Source organism: Pleomorphochaeta sp. (genome assembly GCF_050031695.1).
Classification (GTDB): domain Bacteria; phylum Spirochaetota; class Spirochaetia; order Sphaerochaetales; family Sphaerochaetaceae; genus Pleomorphochaeta.
The window spans coordinates 11,916-31,435 of the sequence record NZ_JBNAIC010000026.1 but is presented as its reverse complement, the minus strand read 5'-3'; the positions used below and the strand labels follow the sequence as shown (position 1 = coordinate 31,435).

General features: G+C 28.0%; 18 protein-coding genes. 1 reads left to right on the top strand and 17 read right to left on the bottom strand.

Annotated features, from left to right (window positions below):
• Positions 1–3 precede the first annotated feature (3 nt).
• The 17 genes from ACPKM0_RS05680 to ACPKM0_RS05600 all read right to left on the bottom strand — a co-directional run bounded on the left by ACPKM0_RS05680 (position 4) and on the right by ACPKM0_RS05600 (position 18,594).
• Positions 4–1,287, bottom strand: coding sequence for a TRAP transporter large permease (locus tag ACPKM0_RS05680; RefSeq protein ID WP_472474143.1), 1,284 nt, complete (start codon positions 1,285–1,287; stop codon positions 4–6).
• On the bottom strand, positions 1,287–1,808 hold the full coding sequence (locus tag ACPKM0_RS05675; RefSeq protein ID WP_472474141.1) for a TRAP transporter small permease: 522 nt from the start codon (positions 1,806–1,808) through the stop codon (positions 1,287–1,289). Before ACPKM0_RS05675 ends, ACPKM0_RS05680 begins: the two co-directional genes overlap by 1 nt.
• A gap of 36 nt (positions 1,809–1,844) precedes the next feature.
• Positions 1,845–2,870, bottom strand: a complete 1,026-nt coding sequence (locus ACPKM0_RS05670; RefSeq protein WP_472474138.1) for a TRAP transporter substrate-binding protein — start codon at positions 2,868–2,870, stop codon at positions 1,845–1,847.
• Between the two features lie 109 nt (positions 2,871–2,979).
• Positions 2,980–3,771: a response regulator transcription factor gene (locus tag ACPKM0_RS05665; protein ID WP_472474136.1), complete on the bottom strand. Its 792-nt coding sequence runs from the start codon at positions 3,769–3,771 to the stop codon at positions 2,980–2,982.
• A complete protein-coding gene (locus ACPKM0_RS05660; RefSeq protein ID WP_472474134.1) occupies positions 3,764–5,260 on the bottom strand; it encodes a sensor histidine kinase in 1,497 nt (498 codons plus the stop codon). Before ACPKM0_RS05660 ends, ACPKM0_RS05665 begins: the two co-directional genes overlap by 8 nt.
• The gene (locus ACPKM0_RS05655; RefSeq protein WP_472474132.1) at positions 5,260–6,141 is read right to left on the bottom strand and encodes a type 2 periplasmic-binding domain-containing protein; all 882 of its coding nucleotides are present in this window, start codon (positions 6,139–6,141) and stop codon (positions 5,260–5,262) included. The genes ACPKM0_RS05660 and ACPKM0_RS05655 overlap by 1 nt, the downstream gene beginning before the upstream one ends.
• Before the next feature lie 83 nt (positions 6,142–6,224).
• Positions 6,225–7,022, bottom strand: coding sequence for a gluconate 5-dehydrogenase (locus tag ACPKM0_RS05650; protein ID WP_472474130.1), 798 nt, complete (start codon positions 7,020–7,022; stop codon positions 6,225–6,227).
• A 10-nt stretch (positions 7,023–7,032) separates the two neighbouring features.
• Positions 7,033–7,878 carry a 5-dehydro-4-deoxy-D-glucuronate isomerase gene (gene kduI, locus ACPKM0_RS05645; protein ID WP_472474128.1) on the bottom strand — a complete coding sequence of 282 codons (846 nt, stop codon included), beginning with the start codon at positions 7,876–7,878 and terminating at the stop codon, positions 7,033–7,035.
• A gap of 19 nt (positions 7,879–7,897) precedes the next feature.
• Entirely contained in the window at positions 7,898–8,572 is a 675-nt protein-coding gene (locus ACPKM0_RS05640; protein ID WP_472474126.1) for a GntR family transcriptional regulator, read from the bottom strand.
• 299 nt (positions 8,573–8,871) lie between these two features.
• Complete coding sequence (locus ACPKM0_RS05635) at positions 8,872–10,224, bottom strand: MATE family efflux transporter (RefSeq protein ID WP_472474124.1); 1,353 nt, start codon at positions 10,222–10,224, stop codon at positions 8,872–8,874.
• Positions 10,225–10,264: 40 nt separating this feature from the next.
• Positions 10,265–11,287: a LacI family DNA-binding transcriptional regulator gene (locus ACPKM0_RS05630; RefSeq protein ID WP_472474123.1), complete on the bottom strand. Its 1,023-nt coding sequence runs from the start codon at positions 11,285–11,287 to the stop codon at positions 10,265–10,267.
• Positions 11,288–11,293: 6 nt separating this feature from the next.
• Positions 11,294–12,814 (bottom strand): sulfatase-like hydrolase/transferase, encoded by a 1,521-nt coding sequence (locus tag ACPKM0_RS05625; RefSeq protein WP_472474121.1) that lies wholly within the window; start codon positions 12,812–12,814, stop codon positions 11,294–11,296.
• Between the two features lie 17 nt (positions 12,815–12,831).
• A complete protein-coding gene (locus tag ACPKM0_RS05620) occupies positions 12,832–13,665 on the bottom strand; it encodes a carbohydrate ABC transporter permease (protein ID WP_472474119.1) in 834 nt (277 codons plus the stop codon).
• A gap of 13 nt (positions 13,666–13,678) precedes the next feature.
• Positions 13,679–14,584, bottom strand: a complete 906-nt coding sequence (locus ACPKM0_RS05615) for a carbohydrate ABC transporter permease (RefSeq protein ID WP_472474117.1) — start codon at positions 14,582–14,584, stop codon at positions 13,679–13,681.
• Between the two features lie 55 nt (positions 14,585–14,639).
• Positions 14,640–15,920 carry an ABC transporter substrate-binding protein gene (locus ACPKM0_RS05610; protein ID WP_472474115.1) on the bottom strand — a complete coding sequence of 427 codons (1,281 nt, stop codon included), beginning with the start codon at positions 15,918–15,920 and terminating at the stop codon, positions 14,640–14,642.
• Between the two features lie 190 nt (positions 15,921–16,110).
• Positions 16,111–17,568: a sulfatase-like hydrolase/transferase gene (locus tag ACPKM0_RS05605; protein ID WP_472474113.1), complete on the bottom strand. Its 1,458-nt coding sequence runs from the start codon at positions 17,566–17,568 to the stop codon at positions 16,111–16,113.
• Between the two features lie 54 nt (positions 17,569–17,622).
• Complete coding sequence (locus ACPKM0_RS05600; RefSeq protein ID WP_472474111.1) at positions 17,623–18,594, bottom strand: LacI family DNA-binding transcriptional regulator; 972 nt, start codon at positions 18,592–18,594, stop codon at positions 17,623–17,625.
• A gap of 137 nt (positions 18,595–18,731) precedes the next feature.
• On the opposite strand from ACPKM0_RS05600, the gene ACPKM0_RS05595 reads away from it, so the two are divergent.
• Positions 18,732–19,490, top strand: coding sequence for an IclR family transcriptional regulator domain-containing protein (locus tag ACPKM0_RS05595; RefSeq protein WP_472474109.1), 759 nt, complete (start codon positions 18,732–18,734; stop codon positions 19,488–19,490).
• The last annotated feature ends 30 nt before the right edge of the window (positions 19,491–19,520 follow it).

Below are 19,520 nucleotides of genomic sequence, written 5' to 3'. Positions count from 1 at the left end.
TAATTAATATGACATCAATGATGGTAAATATGTTGTAAGAGCTGGGAAAATACTTATTAAGATTAGCACTATAACATTACAAATTACAAACGGCAATGCTCCCTTAAATATTTCAGTTATCTGCATTTTATTGATTTTTGTGCAAGCATTTAAGCACATTCCAACAGGAGGGGTTACTAAACCAATAGCTAAACCTGTTATTAACATTGCACCAAATTGTAATGAAGAAAGTCCCACAGATTCCATAACTGGTAATAAAATCGGAGTTAATAATAATATTGCTGGAGTTACATCAATAAATGCTCCAATCATTAATATTAATAAATCAAATATCAAAGCATATCCCCAAACAGGTAAATCTAAAGATAAAAAGAATGTTGCAATTTGACTTGGAATATTAGCCATTGTTAATAACCATGTAAATATTGTTGTAAATCCTATAATTATCATAATAGCTGCAGATGAAATCAAAGTTTTTCTAAGACCATTTATAACATCTTTAATAGTTAATTCTTTATAAAAGAAAAAGCCTATAATTAATGAATATAATACAGCAATACCAGCAGATTCACTAGCTGTACAAATACCAAAAGATACAAACACAACAATAACAACAGGCATTAATATAGCAGGAAGCCCATACAACATAGTATGAATAAAGTCTTTTTTATCAAAAGGTTTTCTCTCAGGATGATAACCTCTTTTTATTGAAATAAGATTTACATTAATTAACTGAGATAGACCAATTAATACCCCTGGGACCAACCCAGCAATAAATAATTTACCAATTGAAGCCCCTGAGGCCATTGCATAAACTATCATAGGAACTGAAGGAGGAATTATCATACCCATAGTTGATGAAGCAACTGTTACACCTGCTGCAAATTTCTTTGAATAACCTTCTTTTTCCATTGCAGGAATTAGAATTGAACCAAGTGCCGAAGTATCAGCAACTGAAGATCCAGATATTCCACCAAATATCATAGAAGCTATTATATTTACCTCTCCTAATCCACCATGAAAAGGTCTTACTAAATACATAGAAAACGCAACTATTCTTTTTGTAATTCCACCAGTGTTCATTAATTCTCCGGCAAACATAAATAATGGCATTGCAACCATAACAAATGAAAACACACCACCCCATACTCTTTGAGGTAACATTTGCATAAAATTAGGATTAAAGGAATTAATAAAACTCATACTTGAAGCACCTATAGCAAAAGCTAAAGGAGTACCCATTAGAGCAAATACAATTAAAAATACTAGTAAAAATATAATAGCCATTACATACTCCTCTTTTTAAGGTTCATCAAATATTCAATTAATTTAATAACCATAGCTAATAATGCAATAGAACATCCTAGAGGAATAATTCCATACATGTACTTCATTGGGATAGACATTCCCATAGATAATTGATTCCCAAATTTAAATACATATTTAAATCCATATTTAATCATAGTTATATCGACTACTATCATTACAATAAAATTAAATATAGTTGCAAATACTTTGAATTTTGGTGGAAATTTTTCATAAATTGATGTAATTCCAACGTGTTCATCTTCTATTACACAAATTCCTATTCCCCAGAATGTTGTAAAAGCAAAAACTGTTGTAATAAATTCTTCTAAAAACAGAAAAGAAATACCAAAGAAATATCTAGCTATTACAGAAAAGATTACACAAAAGGCTATGAGCCCAACTGCAAATACACCGATTCCTACATAAATATTATATATTTTTTTTGAAAGAGTTTTTAAGGTACTAATAATACACCTCCTACTGTGATAATACCGGCCCACTTATGGGCCGGATAATTTTATTTTTAGGTATAATTATTAATTACCTGCTACGATAGCTCTCATTTGATCTAATTCACTTTGAGTTAAGATACCTTCATCAATATATTGTTGATAAACAACTTCAGTAGCATCTTTGAAAGCTTGTAATTCAGCTTTAGTTGGTGTGTAAATTTCACAATTTGCTTCTACAACACTTCTTGCTTGAGCTTGGTTGTCAGCGATTGCTTGGTTATTTACTTCCATCATTTCTTTTGTAGCTTGTGCTAATACTTCTTGTAAATCACTAGGTAAAGAATTATACCAATCAAGATTTACATAGAATGGATCTGGATGGAATTGATAATTTAAAACAGTGAAATATTTTTGGACTTCATAGAATTTCATACCTTCAACATTAACCCATGGATTTTCTTGACCATCAGCAACACCTGTTTTTAAAGCCATATATAAATCTGAATAAGGAACAGAAACAACTGATGCACCTAATGCTTTGAAAGTTTTGTCAATTGTATCCATACCATTTGAACGCATTTTTAAACCATTTAAATCCTCAGGAGTATGAATTGGTCTAACATTATTTGAATATTGTCTAAATCCACCTGCATCTCCTAAACCAAGAATTAATGCACCATCATCTTTTGAAGAGCTACAAATATCTTTTGCTAATTCACTATTCATTAATCGTGTAACTTGTTCACTATCTTCACATAAAAAAGGAAGAGTAAATACTAATAGTTTAGGTACGAAATCCATTTGTCCACCTCTCATACCTTGTATAACACCTGAACAAACTTGTTCTAACATTTCTTTTTCAGTACCTAATTGGCCAGCTGGATATAATTCTACTTTTATAGCACCATCAGTTCTTTCTTCTACAATTTCTTTAAAATGTTCTAAAGATATATGACGAGGGTTTGTTGTTGGTTGAGCATGTGCAATTTGCATAGTATAGACCTTATCTGGACCATTACTTGTACTTGCAGGTTCACTATTACCTTGTGCGAATAGCATTGAAGTGCTTACTAATAATGCACTTGTGATTAATAAAACTTTTTTGAACATAAGTTCCTCCTAATTTGTAAGTGAATCATAAAACGAGTTTTCTAATCGCGCACTATAGCATATTGCTTACTAACTATAAGATATTGCTTTTATAGCAATATCTTATAGGCTATCTATTTACAGCCCTAAATTGTATAGGACTAACACCTTCTTCTCTTTTAAATATCAGACTAAAATAATTAGGATCACTATATCCAATAGCAATAGAAATTTCTTTAATCGTATCTTGAGTATTAATTAATAAATCTTTCGCTTTTACCATTCTTTGCTTTAATAAATATTCCATAATTGTACAATTCATATAATTTTTAAACAATCGAGAAATATGATATTTTGAATAACCACAATCAAGAATTATTTCATCTAGACTTATATAATTTGTAAAATTACATTCAATGTATTCTTTTACTGTAATTACAGCTTCAGGAATTGCCTCATCTCTACTAAATTTTTTTTCTGTAGGCTGATTTTTAAAGTACTCAATTACATTATCTAATTGTTTCATTTTATCTTTATTTTTTTCTTCGATATTCAATCTTTCAACAGTCTTATCTATAGCTTTTAAAAATACTTTTCTATTAACAGGTTTTACTAAAAAATCCATTGCACCTAATTTCAAAGCTTTAACTGCAAAATCAAATTGATCAAATGCCGTAGAAATAATTACTTTTGAATCAATATTTTCTTTTCTTATTTTTTCTAATACTTCTAAACCTGACATTTCAGGCATATTAATATCTAAGACAACAATATCTGGCTTATCACAAATAATTTTTACAAAGGCATCATTACCATTTTCAGCTAATATTATCTTTTCTATTGGTAAATTAGATTTTTCTATAAATAAACTGAGAGCTTTTCTTTCTAAATCTTCATCATCTGCAATTAATATTTTAAACATTATCTTTCACCTCCATATCAGCTTTTAACTTAATAATTATCTTAGTTCCACCACTTTTCTTTTTTATCATCTCAAAAGATTTTTTATTATTCGTAAATAATTCTATTCTACTTCTAGTATTAGAGAGACCTAAATGCTTCCTATTTTCACATTCTATATCTTCATAATTATTAAACTTCTCTAATACTTTATCTTTTACACCGACGCCATTATCTTCAATTTCAATAATTACATCATTTTCTTCTAATTTTGCAGATATTTTGATAATACCGCCTTCTTTCTTTGGTTCTAATCCATGAACAATGGCATTTTCAATAATTGGTTGTAGAGTAAATTTTGGTAACATTACCTCATTTTGTAATTCAATGGGAACACATATATAATATTTCAATCTATGATTAAATCTTTTTTGTTGAATTTTAATATATTCAGTCGTAATATCTAATTCTTCTTTTAACAATACAGGTTTAGAAGCATCTGATAAATTATATCTTAACAATGCAGATAATGAATCTATCATAATTAATGAATCATCATTCTTTTCTAAAGTTATCATTCTTGAAATAGAATTTAATGTATTAAAAAGAAAATGAGGATTAGTTTGCGATTGTAGTGCTAAAAATTGAGCTTCATTTAAAAGTTTTAAGTTTTCTTCATTCTTTTTCTGCTCTATTGCTAATTCTCTTTCAATAATAACTTTTTGATTTAATTCTTCCATCATATTTTTAATATTTGTAATCATATTATTAAAAGTTCTTATTAAAAGACTCATTGAATTATCTCTTTTTAATTCCCTAGCTTTAACTTCAAAATCCCCCTTTGATACACGTTTAGCCTCATGAACTAAAAGTATTAATGGATGAGATATATTAGTATAGATATGAACAAAAACGGCTAATAAAAAAATAAAAAAGGCAGTTAAAAAAATAATTAAAAAAGTAGAATACTTACTAAAATTATTATCAAGAATTTCATTAGTCATTTTTTCTTCTTCTATTAAATTATTTAATAATTCATCACAATATTTCTGTAAATAATCATGTATAATTTCAGCTTGATACATCTTACTATAATACTCATAATTATTAGTATTATAGTTAAAAGAAGCTTGGCAACCTTCAAAAAAATAGTTATTAAATGAGGTTTCAATTGATTTTAATAAATATAGATTTTCTCTATCATTAACACTTTTTATCAAATCTTCGATAATGTCTTTTGAATTTTCGCTAGCGATATTAAATTCATTAAGTTTTTGTCTATTTCCTGATCTTAAATACATATTTAAGCTCTCTTCACAATCAGAAATATTAGTTTTTAGAGAGAGAACTTTATAAGATAAATTATTATTACTTGAACTTTTTATAATATAATCAAACATTGTTGTTCTAACAAAGAATGAAAAAACTACAACTATAATAAATATAGCTACTAAAAATAGATTTATCTGGTTTCCAACTGAAAAAAATATTGATTCATGTTTTTGTTTCATTACATAACCCTCACATTTTTTTCATTTTCAACTTTTATTATCGCATTAGATTCTTCTTTACTTATATATTTCTTTGAATATTCTAAAGTTTGTTCTGCACATTTCAGTAATATATTTACTTCATCTCTTGATAACTGATTTAATATTTCATTACTAAAAAGAATAAATGAAGGTAAAGTGATATCATCTAATAATAAAACTTCTTTAATATAGGGGTATTCATCACTGGTTAAAAATGAAGATAAAGATGATTCCCTAGCATCAATGAATCCATTTCTAAGAGATGGAAATGTATCAATATTTCCTATGATAATAGGAGATAAACCTATTTCCATTAAGTATTTTTCATACATTTTCGAATTATCAATACCTATTTTAATTTTTCCATAATTCTCAATATCTATTTCTTCGTCACTATAAATGCATCTTTTACTAGGAGGTAAAACAGACAGTGGATATAATTTTTCATTTTGGAATGCAAAATTATAATTCTCATTAGAATCTATAGTATTAAGAAAATTAAAAAATGGTAAATCTATTAAATGAGAATAACTTGTAATAAAAGAAGGAAGTTGTTCACTTACTGATAAGAAATTAACCCTACCTAATGCTATACCACCAAATTGAAGTTGAGTTAGTACTTCTTCCTCAGTACCTAATTCACCACCATAATAAACTTTTATTATTATTTTACCTTCACTTTCTTCTTCAACTAAAGATGCAAAATAAGTACTTATTTGAGCTAAATATGAATCTTCTTTTTCACTTTCTGCATATCTTAAAATAATAGTATCATCACTTATTAACTCTTTCTCTTCTTGCTCTAAACAACTAGTAAATAATAACAATAAAAGACAAACTAATAATAAATATTTTCTCACATATCCCTCCTAAAAAAAAACTAGCTAATGTAAATAATAAATAAACATTAGCTAGTTATTTTATATGTTGAGTAAAATCAATTTTATTGAGGTTGTTTACCAATATAAGCTAAAATACCACCATCAACATATAGCACATGACCATTTACAAAATCTGATGCTTCACTAGCTAGAAATACTGCAGGTCCCATTAAGTCTTCAGGGGTTCCCCATCTAGCAGCAGGTGTCTTAGCTATAATGAAAGAATCAAAAGGATGTCTTGATCCATCAGCTTGTCTTTCTCTAAGAGGAGCTGTTTGTGGAGTTGCAATATAACCAGGTCCAATTCCGTTACATTGTATATTATATTCGCCATATTCACTACAAATATTTCTTGTTAACATCTTAAGGCCACCTTTTGCAGCAGCATAAGCACTAACAGTTTCTCTACCTAACTCACTCATCATAGAACATATGTTGATAATTTTACCTTGATTTTTTTCAATCATTATAGGTAATACTGTTTTAGAAACAATAAAAGGAGCATTTAAATCTACATCTATAACTTTTCTAAAATCTTCAACTTTCATATCAATCATGCTTTCTCTTTTTATAATTCCAGCATTATTTACTAAAATATCAATAGTACCTAAATCATTAACAATACTATTAACACAAGCTTTTACTTGATCCTCATTAGTAACGTCACAAACATAACCTTTTGCATCAATACCAATTTCTTTATAAGCTTTTAAACCTTTATCAACTAATTCTTGGTTTATATCATTAAAAGCAATTTTTGCACCTTTTTTAGCATATGCACTAGCAATTGCAAAGCCAATACCATAAGAAGCACCAGTTACCCATGCAACTTTATTTTCTAGAGAAAAATTTACACTCATATTATGACTCCTATCTTAAATCTTCTGTTTTAATAGCATCTTGATCGCTATATGTTCTATTTTCACCAGCCATTGACCAAATAAATGTATAATTCTTTGTTCCACAACCTGAATGAATTGACCAACTTGGGTTAATAACTGCTTCATCATTATGAACAGCAATATGTCTTGTTTGAGATGGTTCACCCATAAAATGGAAAACTGCTTGATCTTCTGGAACATCAAAATAGAAATATACTTCCATTCTTCTTTCATGAGTATGGGCTGGCATAGTATTCCAAACAGAACCTTCTACAAGATGAGTTAATCCCATTGAAAGTTGACAAGTATCTAAAATATCTGGATGGATATATTGATTAATTGTTCTTTCATTACATTCAGCTAGAGATCCAAAATGTAAATGTTTAGCATCTTCTAATGTAATTAATTTTGCTGGGAATGCTGTATGTGCTGGAGTTGAATTCATATAGAATTTAGCTGGAGATTTACTATCAGCACTTGATAATAATACTTCTTTTGTACCCATTGGTAAGTAAAGTGCATCATAATGATTTAATACATATTCTTTACCATCTACTTTTACACTACCTTTTTCAGCAATATTAATAATTCCAATTTCTCTTCTTTCTAAGAAGAAATTAACACCAAAATCAGCCATTGCATCAATATTTTTATCTAATGCAATTTCTTTATCAGTAGGCATTGCACCTAAAGTTACTATTCTATCAACATGTGAATATGTTGCTGTTACATCATTTTCAATGAAAATGTTTTGAATTAAGAACTCTTCTCTTAGTTGTTCAGTTGTCATTGTTTTAAAAGGTTCTTTTCCTGTTGAATAGCGAATATCTACCATTTCATCCTCCGATTGATATTTAATGAATAAAATAAGAAGCGTATTTTGTTTCCATCATTGTTGAAAGTCTTCTTATCCCACCATTTAAATGTTGTTGTATTATATTTTTTATTTCTTCTTTGTCTTTAGCTTCTATAGCTTCTAACAAAGCTCTATGCTCTTTTAAAATTTCTGAACAAGGCTCTTTAGTTACAATATCTAAGGTTTTAAATCTTGTATAATCAATACTCAAATCTTGTAACATTTCCCATAAATATTTTTTATTTGATCTATCAAACCAAATTTTATGAAAATTTGCATCATCTACATAAAATTGTTTAATTGAAAATTCGCCTATCTCTAAACTTAATTCTTGTTTTTTTAGAGAGTTGTAAGCATCAGCAATGGAATATTGATCATAGATATCTGTATATTCTAGTAATACTTTTTCTTCTATAGCTATTCTCATAAATATTAGTTGCTTAACTATATCTTGATTTATTAACGGAGCTCTAGATCCTTTATATCTTATAGTTTCTAATAAACCTGCATCAGATAATCTATGAAAAGCAGTTCTTACAGGAGTTCTTGAAGCATTAAATCTTTTACAAATATCTGCTTCTATTACAGGCTCCCCTGGTTTTATCTCTAAAGTTAATATTTCATTTTTTAATGTTTCAAATATATTTGTAGCACTATCTATGTAATCACCCATTCTAATCCCCATTTGTGTATACATTAAATAAATTTGTATACAAACTTTATATTTGAATACTAAATTACATTTTTGGTTTTGTCAACATTATTTATCTTTTAATACCAAATGAGAAATTTATTTATAATAAAAAAATAAGCGATTATAATTTATGATAGAATTAAACTATATATATATGTAAAAATAGGATGTTTAAATAATATAATATACCATTAAAATATTAAAACCCAATTGTATATATAATACAAAATTGGGTAATATTTTTATAAATAATAAAATAGATAAGACTTATTTTAGAATTAAATAACTTTTTTATTAAGCCAAGTTTCACCTTTTAGTCGGGTAATATAGCAACTTGATCTACAAATCCAATCAACCATCATTGCAAACCATACACCATACAAACCCAAATCAAATACTTTTGTAAAGATAACAGCTCCTAATATTCTACAAAGGATTAAACTAATTAAAGAACAAACTAGAGTATATTTTACATCGCCTGCTGATCTTAAAATATTTGGAGTAGCAAAAGAAAATGTCCAAAGAATAGAGGTCAATATTAAAACTATTGTACTTATATTAGTAGCTAGAGTTGTAGCTTCAGCAGATAAATTATATAAAGAAATAATTGGTTTTAATAAAATAAAAATAACTACACAAAAAGATAAAATAGCTATTAATGATATTTTTAATAAAAGAGAGGTATAGTATTTTGCTTGATCTTTTTCTCTTGCACCTAAACATTGCCCAATTATTGTTGTAGAAGCTAAAGACACTGCAGTACCTGGAAGAATAGCAAATGTACATAAATTATTTACTACAACATTAGCAGCAATAGATGCAACTCCCAAGCTTGCAACAATACTTTGAACAGCAATTTTTCCAACTTGAAATACACTATTTTCTATTGCGTTAGGAATACTAATAGAAAATATTTTCTTTAATATACTAAAATCTATATTTACTTTTAATATATTCTCAACTTTAATTTCACTATCAAAAGTAATCAAGAATATAAACATCAACACTCCTGATACTATTCTAGAAACTAAAGTTGCAATACCTGCACCTTTAATTCCCATCTTTAACCCATAAATAAAAACTGCATTTAAAACAACATTTAAAATATTCATTAATATTGATATTTTAAGAGAGATTTTCGAATTTCCAACAGATCTAAATAAAGCGCTACCAGAAGCAAATAAACATAAAAATGGAATAGATATAAAAACATAATCGAAATATATTAAGCTTTGATCATATACAGCTATATCTAAATCACCATATATAAAAGAAATTAGAGAACCTTGAATTGGTAAAAATAAGAGAGCTATTAGTATTCCAAAAAATAAAGAAATATATAATAGTGCTTTAGATGCAGCTTTAGCTCTTTTCTTATCACCTCGTCCTAAATACTGACTAGTAACAACAGCACCACCTGTTGTAAAAGCTGAAATCAAAAAGAAAAATAATGAATATAAAGAATCAATTAATGAAACCCCGCTAATAGCGGCCTCAGAATATGAAGCTACCATTATTGAATCAATTACTCCAACAAGTATTGATAAAAATTGCTCTCCGAAAAGAGGCAAAATTAAATATAATAAATACTTTTTCGAAAATCGAAGTTCTTTTTCATTTATAGCTTTCATAAAAAACTATCTTAACTAGTTACTATAATATTAACAAGAGCTAAAGACTATCTCTTTTAATTAATAAAGTTTCTAAAGAAATATTTAAATTATCAACATCTCTATGATTAAACATTTTGCCTAAAAGATTAATTATTGCTTTTCCTATTCCTTCTCTATTGATATCTAAAGTAGATAATTGTGGAGTTGTATATCTTGAGATTCTAGCATTATTTACACCAATAATTGAACAATCTATTGGTATTTTATAACCTTTATCTATCAACTTATACATAGTTTGAATTGCTACAGAGTCTGTTCTTCCAAAAACAGCATCAATTTTAAACCCTGAAGCTAGTATTTCATCAATTCTTTTTGATAAATCTTTTTCGTCATGACAATTATTAATTATTTTATAGTTAACATCTTTGACAAAATCATGGTTTATTAATTCATCTATAAAACCTTTATATCTAAAATCATCTTTAGAACTTTTTGTAAATGAAAGTGTTTTAAAACTATCAACAAATAATATTTTGTCTCGCCCTTTTTCAATTAGAGTTTTACAACAATCACGGGAGCCTTGATACAGCCCCGTGTTTATTAGACCAAAATTACCATGAAGTTTATCATATTTCCTCATTTCCAATATAACTACAGGAATTTTAGTATCTATTAATTCTTGAATATATTTTTGTTTAAAAGTACCAGAAGCAATTAATACTGCATCAAAATATCTTTGATACACTTGATTTACAAAACTGTCACTATTTCTACTTTCACAAAGTGAAATAAAATAATTATTTTCATAAGCCCAAGAATCTATTTGCTTCATTATTTTACTAAAGTGTTCACTTTGTAAATCATCAACTATAAAAAGAATATGATTACTTTGCTTCCCTTTAAGAGCTCTAGCCATAGCATTTGGCTTATACCCCAAATCTTTTAAAGCTTGCTGAACTCTTTTCTTTTTTTCAGCATCTACATATCGATTATTATTAATTACATAAGAAACAATGGTTGGAGAGACATTTGCCCTCTCAGCAACATCCTTTCTTGTAACTCTTTTTATAGTTTTATTCATATATACCTACACAAGCTGTTTCTTTATTTTATACCTTACATTCTCTTGTATCTCAAGAGCTGTATCATAATCAAGTTGCTTTATTTCATCTTTTGCACTTGGTCTTTGACGTGTATATCCATCACAATCCCAACTTGGTTTCTCATCATTCCAATATCTACATTTCCATTGATAGCCTCTATAAGGATCTCTTGTATTATTCATCCAATTTAATATTTGGGTGTGTAGATATTTCCTATCTTCTATATAATCTTCATTTTCAATTTGATTTACCATTTCATAAGGATCATTATTAGTATCATATAATTCATCAGTATTATCTAATAAATGGATAGCTAATTTTCTATTATCACTAATAGCACTTCTCATAAATTGTATTCCACCAAAACCATCATGGTCAATTTCATATCTATGAAATTCACAGAATACTGTATCACGAAGAATATTTTTTTTAGGTGATTCAATTATTTCTCTCATACTCTTACCTGCTAATACAGGAGGAGTATATAAACTATAATAATCTAAGATAGTAGGTACTAAATCAATATGAGAAGTAACATGATCATATACTTCATTAATTGGAGTCTGCATATAAGCTCCTCCTTTTATGATTAATGGAACATGAGATATTTCTTCATAAACAGATGCACCCTTTAAATTAAGAGAATGAGCTCCTAATGCTTCTCCATGATCGCTTGTAAAGATAACCATAGCATTTGGCATTTTTTCTTTAACTTTATCTAATACTCTGCCAATTTCATAATCAGCATAACTATTACATCCTAAAAATAATTGTGGCTTTATTTTTAATCCATCTTTATCTTCTAATAAAGTTTCTCCAGCCCATAGTTTTTGATATAATGGTTTACCTTCTAAAGTATCATAATAATTTGGTGTTTTAGGAAATTCATAATCCTCATACATAGAAGCATATGGTTCAGGACATAAATAAGGTTGATGAGGTTCATCATAACTTACACATAAAAACATATCTTCTTCAGAATGTTTATCAATGTAATCTAAAGCTCTATCACTTACCCTATGACCAAATGTTAATTTTTCAGAAATTCCTCCATTTATTAAAGATGATTCTTCTTTACGACTAAGCAATTTTTCTTCATCACTAAGTTCATTTACATAACATCTCATATCGTACCAATAATCTTCATCATAACCTTTAGGACAAATACCATTACCAAAATAATCTCCACCATCTAAATGCCATTTCCCAATATATGCACAAGAAATATCATTAGGTTGTAAATATTCACCAATAGTTTTAACTCCATCTGTTAATGCTACAGTATTAGTTATTCCACCATTTGAGTGAGGATAAAGTCCTGTAAAAATTGCACTCCTAGCGGGTCCACAAACGGGTTGTGTAGAATAGTTTTTTTCATATCTTACACCTTCTTTAGCTAAATTATCTAAATTAGGTGTTTTCATATCTTTATTGCCGTAACATCCTAACATATCCCATCGAGTAGTGTCCGTCATAATAAAAACGACTTGTCTTTTATCTTTCATATAACCTTCTTTTAGCTTTAACCTTTAACAGCTCCAGCTACTAATCCTTTTACCATATATTTTTGGAAGAAGAAAAATACTAATACCATTGGCAATGTACCAACTACAGAAATACTGTTAATTAATGACCAATCGTATGATAATTCTCCTAAGTATCTAAGACTAATTCCAACTGATAATGTCCTTAAACTATCTGTTTGAATAAGAGTTGCTGCATGTAGATAATCATCCCAAGTCATCAAGAACGCATAAATTCCAACTGCTAAAATACCTGGGGTTACTAAAGGAGTTAACAACTTAAATAAAATAGTATTTCTCGATGCACCATCAACTGTTGCAGCTTCTTCAATTTCTTTAGGAATATTAAAGAAAAAGCTAGATAACAATAAACAACAGAAAGGAACTTGAGCTGCTACAATAGCTAATATTAATCCTGTTCTTGTATTTATGATTCCCATCTTTGACATCATTGAATAAAGTGAAATCATTCTTGAGATAATTGGAAACATTTGGGATGATAACAATATAGCAACAAAAGCTTTGCTCCACTTAGTATTAAATCTTGCAATTGAATACCCTGCAAAAATTGCAACAAAACAAGTAATAAGAGCACTAATAAATGAAACTAAAAAGTTATTAAAATAATAGACAAAGAATTCATTATTTTCTGTAAATAGATTTATAAACGCATCTAATACAAAAGTTTTTGGGAAAAAAGATGGTGGATATAAATATGCTTCCATATTAGTTTTAAAAGATGTAATTAACATCCAATATATTGGAAATAATAAAAACAACATAATTAGGGCTAATATAATAAACTTTAAAATTGTAGGTAATTTCTTTTTCATAATTTTCTATCCCCTAACTTAAATCTTGTACTTTAAAGTACTTTTGATATAATCCAACGATTACTATCATCATAATCATCCACATAGTTGTAACTGCTGCACCGGAACCTAAATTCATTGAAACAAAAGCTTCTCTATAACTTAATATTGCAAAGTTAGTTGTTGATCCATTAGGTCCACCTCCAGTCATTGTCCAAAAGAGTGGAAATTGCTTAAAGTTTTCTATAATAGCCATTGATATTGTTATTTTGATAACAGGAGCTAAATATGGAATTATAATTGAAAAAAATCTTCTAATTGCACCAGCACCATCTATAGTTGCAGCTTCTAATGTGCTTTTTGGCACATTTTGGAGTCCTGCAAGTAATAAAAGTGTTGTTAAAGGTATCTGCTTCCAAAGCGCAGCAACTGCTATACCACCTAATGCAGTTTTTGGATTATTCAATATTGCAAGATCAGTTACCTGTCCAAAACTTAAAATTGAAATAAAGTATTTTACAAATCCATATTGTGGTTGAAATAACCACATCCAGATAAGACCAGAAATAACTGTAGGAACAACCCAAGGGGTCATCATTATTGATCTAAAAAATCTTGAACCTTTAAATTCTTTATTTAATACTAAAGCTAATGCCATTCCAATAATAAACTGAAATATAATAACAAATAATACAAACCATAATGTATGATATGCTGCTTCAGGTATTTGATTCGATTCAAATAATTTAGTGTAGTTTCTAAAATTATTCCAAGTCCCTGGTTTACCACTAATAATATTTTTTACACCATACTTTTGAAAGCTCATAAACAATGATTGAACAATCGGTACAATTATAAATACAACAGTTAAAATCGTTGCCGGTATTGTTAATACAAAAGAATAGCTATTATCTGATAATTTTTGGTATTTCTTTTTCATCAAAAAATCTCCTAAGAATTGGGTTCTAAGATACCTTAGAACCCAAAGTACTATGCTATTCGCTTAATTTTGATTGAGCTCTTTTCTTGAAATCACTTATAGCTGATGCTACATCTTCATCTCCAACTGTTACAGCTTGAGCTAATGTACAAAGTTCTAAGTTAATATCTTTTAATTGAGGAATAAAAGGTTGTGCTTTTACATTACTTGCTGAAGCAGCAGCACCTTTTAATACAGGATTGTTTTCAATAGCTTCCATTCCTTCCATACTCTTAATTGCAGGATAAGCAGGAGTTAAATTAGCTAGGTAATCACCTAATACATCAGCTGAAATTACATATTGAACAAATTTTGATAATGCATCTTTTCTAGCATCTCCATTATCTACAAGAATGAAACAATGTGATTGTAGTAATGATTGACCACTTCCATTTCCACCTACTAATGGAGCTGCACTAGCTGCGAAATTTACTGCATCAGGATTGATAGATCTAATACCATTAAATCCCCAACTTTGATCATAATACATTGCTAGTTGTTCTAAAGCAAAAAGGTTTCTTAAATCTTTTAACTTAGCATTTTGAGGATTATATGAATAATCATCTAATGTTTTTAACATTGTAATTGCTTCTTCAAAACCTTTATTATCAACTGAAAGATTACCATTATCATCTAATACAGATCCACCAAAGTTAAATATCATTGCATTTACACTACTACCTGAAACAGGTACTGAAGCAGTTGTTTGACCAAATGCATAAACTTTATTACCGTTTGAATCTTTTAATTTTGATAATTCTTTTGCCATCATTAACATTTCATCATAAGTTTTAGGTGGCATATTAGGATCAAGTCCAGCTTTTTCAAATAAAGTTTTATTGTAATACATTACATAAGGAGAAATATATAGAGGAACACCATATGCTGTACCACCAATTTCAAAAGCTTTCATAACATCTGGATATAAATCATCTAAGAAAGATTGAGGTAAAATATCACTAATAGGGGCAGCAAGACCTGCATCTTCAAAGCCTGGAATCCAGTCTATTTCACTAAAAATAGCGTCAACTTTGTCTCCACCACCTGCCATATTAATTACTTGGTTCATTATTTCACCATATGGTGCTGTAACCCATTCAATATCTACATTAGGATTTGCAGCTTCAAAATTTGTTTCTACATCTTTCCAAAATTGTTCATAGCCACTTTCTAAAAGGGCATAGTTCGCAACCTTTAATACTGTTTTACCATTAGTTTCACTTTCTTTTTCACCTGAAGCAAATAAAGTTGAACTACAAGCTAATACTACTAACACTACACTTAAAATTTTTCTCATTACTGAGCCTCCCTTGTTTATACATACGTGTGTATATCTTTTTTAAAAAAAATATACATACGTGTGTACATTTTCATTAACAGTTTAACTCAATATACGTATCTGTCAAGAAAAAAATAAAAAAACTAAAGTATATTAATTGTCAAACAACAACTATACTTTAGCTTTTAACATACTTATTTTTTATAATCTAATCTTCGTAAATTATTCCTGGACCATAACTTGGAACTGATACTGTTATATATGGACAAGTACAATTATCTTTAGTTTCTTTTGCAAATTTCCACAACTTTTTATATAAAGATTTAATCAATTCTTTAGGAGCTTCATTAATAATATTCTTCATTTCTAAAGGATCTTTTTCTAAATCATAAAGTTCATCATAATCAAAAGTATTCATTACAAGTTTCCATTTTTTATTAAAAACAGCTCTCTGAATTCCATATATTTCATTCCCATTAGTTTGAGTAAATAAATCTTCTCTCCAATCTTTAGGAGTTTTTTTATTATTAATAATTGGAACTAAACTTTTCCCTGTCGTTTTTAGTTTATCTTTATTTCCTGTTAACTCTAAAATAGTTGGTGCAAAATCACAAATTGATAATAAATCATCATTTTCTACATGCTCATTAATATCAGCACCACCTAAACATACTCCAATGTTATAAGCTTCCTTAAAGCAAGGTAAACCTTTTGACCATAAACCATGTGCACCAACATAATCACCATGATCAGTTAAATAAAGTACATATGTATCTTTTAATAAATTTGTTTCTTCAAGTTTATTTATGATTTGACCAAAAAGATAATCTTCATATGATACAAAAGCATAATAACGCCTAATTGATTCAATATGTTCTTCTTTTGTTAATTTAAAACATTCTTTTGTTCTTCTATAAAGAGATGGTTTATCCATCATATCATCATCAAAATTAGGAGGTAATTCTATTTCAACATCTTTATACATATCCAAAAACTTTTGTGGTGGACAATAAGGGTCGTGGGGACCTGTTGTGCCAACATACATAAAAAACGGATTTTCACTATTATAATTATCTAAAACTTCACATGCTCTCTCAGTTGATGTATTATCCCCAAAAGGATTATCATCTACTCCAAATTGATAATATTTTGGATACCCACATCTAACGATTTCTCCAAAATCCTTAGACTCATCTAATTTCATATTTTCTTTATGACTATATACTTCACTCCAAGCTTTATATCTTGATTTATTCTCTTCAGTAAATCTTCCATAGTTAGAAGTATATTCAAATAACACTTCGTCAAAACCTCTATCCTTAGGTCCTTCATATGCACTAACATGCCATTTCCCTGCAAAATATGTTTTATAACCATCTTCTTTTAATATTTCTGGGAATAACTTCACCCCATCATAAAGAGTTCTCGATATTGCATTATCAACTTCAACATTATGCCAAACATTATGCTCTGAAGGATATAACCCGGAGAAAAAACCAGCTCGTGAAGGACAACAATGAGGTGAGGTTGTATAGCAATTGTTAAATTTTATAGAATTTTTTAAAAATTTATCCAAATTAGGTGTTTTAGCCTTTGATTCAGGTTTTAAAGTTTCACTATTTTGTTGATCAGTCATGAAGACTAGAATATTTTTTTTATTTTTCATTTTACTCCTTTCTATATATTTACTCGAGTAAATATATATTTATAAAAAATCAATCTAAGAATTAGATGATTCTCTTATAATTAATTTTGGCTTTATCACCAAATCTTCTTCTTCATTTTTATTAATTTTATTTAATAGTTTTGAAACAGCTATTTCACCTATTTTATCACTATCAATATCTACAGTTGAAATCTTTGGATTAGAAAACTGAGAAATATTAGTATTATCGAATCCTACAACTTTAACATCGTCTGGTACTTTTAATCCACAATCTATGATTGCTCTAATACAACCTAGAGCTACACCATCATTTGTACAAACAAAGGCATTAGGAAAAGCATCTTTTGTTTTATAAGTTTCAATAATCGTTTGATAAGCATCATTAGTAGATGATACGTTTTCTATTACTGAATAAGATTTATTACCCATCGCCTTAATAAATGATGTTGACTTAGCATCTAAATTATTAATTGTTGAACTTGATACATAGTGAATTTCTGAACAACCTTTATTAACTAAATGCTCTATAATTTCTTTCATAATAGTAGAAAACTCTACTTTTAAAAGTGTAACAGATGAATCTAAATCTTTCCAATCTATATCTCTTAATATAACAACTGGAATATTTGTTTTTGCTATTTTATTAATTTGAGTAACATCCATTTTATTATTAGAAGCAAACACACCACTAACTTGGTAACTTAAAATTCTATTAATATAATCAGGATCATTTACTATTGGAGAGAATAAGCATGTATAACCATTTTTAGAAGCTGATTTAGTTGCTCTATGTACTAGCTGAGAGTAGAAAGGGTTTCTAATATCATTACATAAAAATAATAACTGCTTAGTATCATTAATTTTTAAACTTCTAGCAATTAAATTAGGGGTGTAATTTAACTCATCAATTGCATTTTGAATTTTTTTACCTGTTATCTCACTTACATATCCATTTTTATTTACATAATAGGATACAGTAGCAGGTGAAACTCCAGCTAATTTTGCAACATCTTTTCTAGAAGCCAATTTAATCTCTCCTTTTAATTTAAAAATATTATCACTAGTATTTACTCGTGTCAATAAAATAAGTTTATTTTATTTACCCTTTCTATTTCACTGATAATTATTATATAATTATATATAATAAATCATGAGAGATACTAATGGATAATAAAACACAATTAAATGCAGTAAATAGAACAATTCTTATTTTAGAAACTTTATCTAAAATAAAGAAGATAAACTTAGAACAACTCGCAAAGAAAACAGAACTTCCTAAACCAACTTTAATTAGGTTTTTAAATTCTTTAATTACTTTAGGTTATGTTTATAGAGACGAAAATGATTTATATAGTTTAACACTTAAAATGTTTAGTGTTGGATCTAATAGTTTATCTCATATAAATTTAATTGATATTGCAACCCCTTTTATAGACGAAATATGTAATCATTTTAAAGAAACAGTACATATGGGAATAATGGATGGTGATAGAGCTGTATACATTTTAAAAAGAGAATCTTCTTACACTATTAGAATGTATTCTAGAGTTGGAAAACGAATACCTTTATATTGTACAGCAATAGGAAAAAATCTTCTATGTGATGAAGATAAAGATTTTCTTAACAAATATTTATCTACTACTGAATTTAAACCTTATACAAAACATACTTTAAATAAGAATCAATTAGTTGAACAACTTGAATTAATAAAAAAAAGAGGTTGGGCAAGTGATGAACAAGAACACGAAGAAGGAATAACATGTATAGGCTCTAGTATAAGAGACTATAGTGGAAAAGTTGTAGCAGCACTTAGTGTTTCATGGCCTTTATTTAGATTCGAAAAAGACAAAAAAGATGAAATTATAAAAGAAATAGTAGAAACATGTGATAAAATTTCATCTTTACTAGGATACAGAAAATAACTTTTAATTAAAACACAAACTCCATATCAA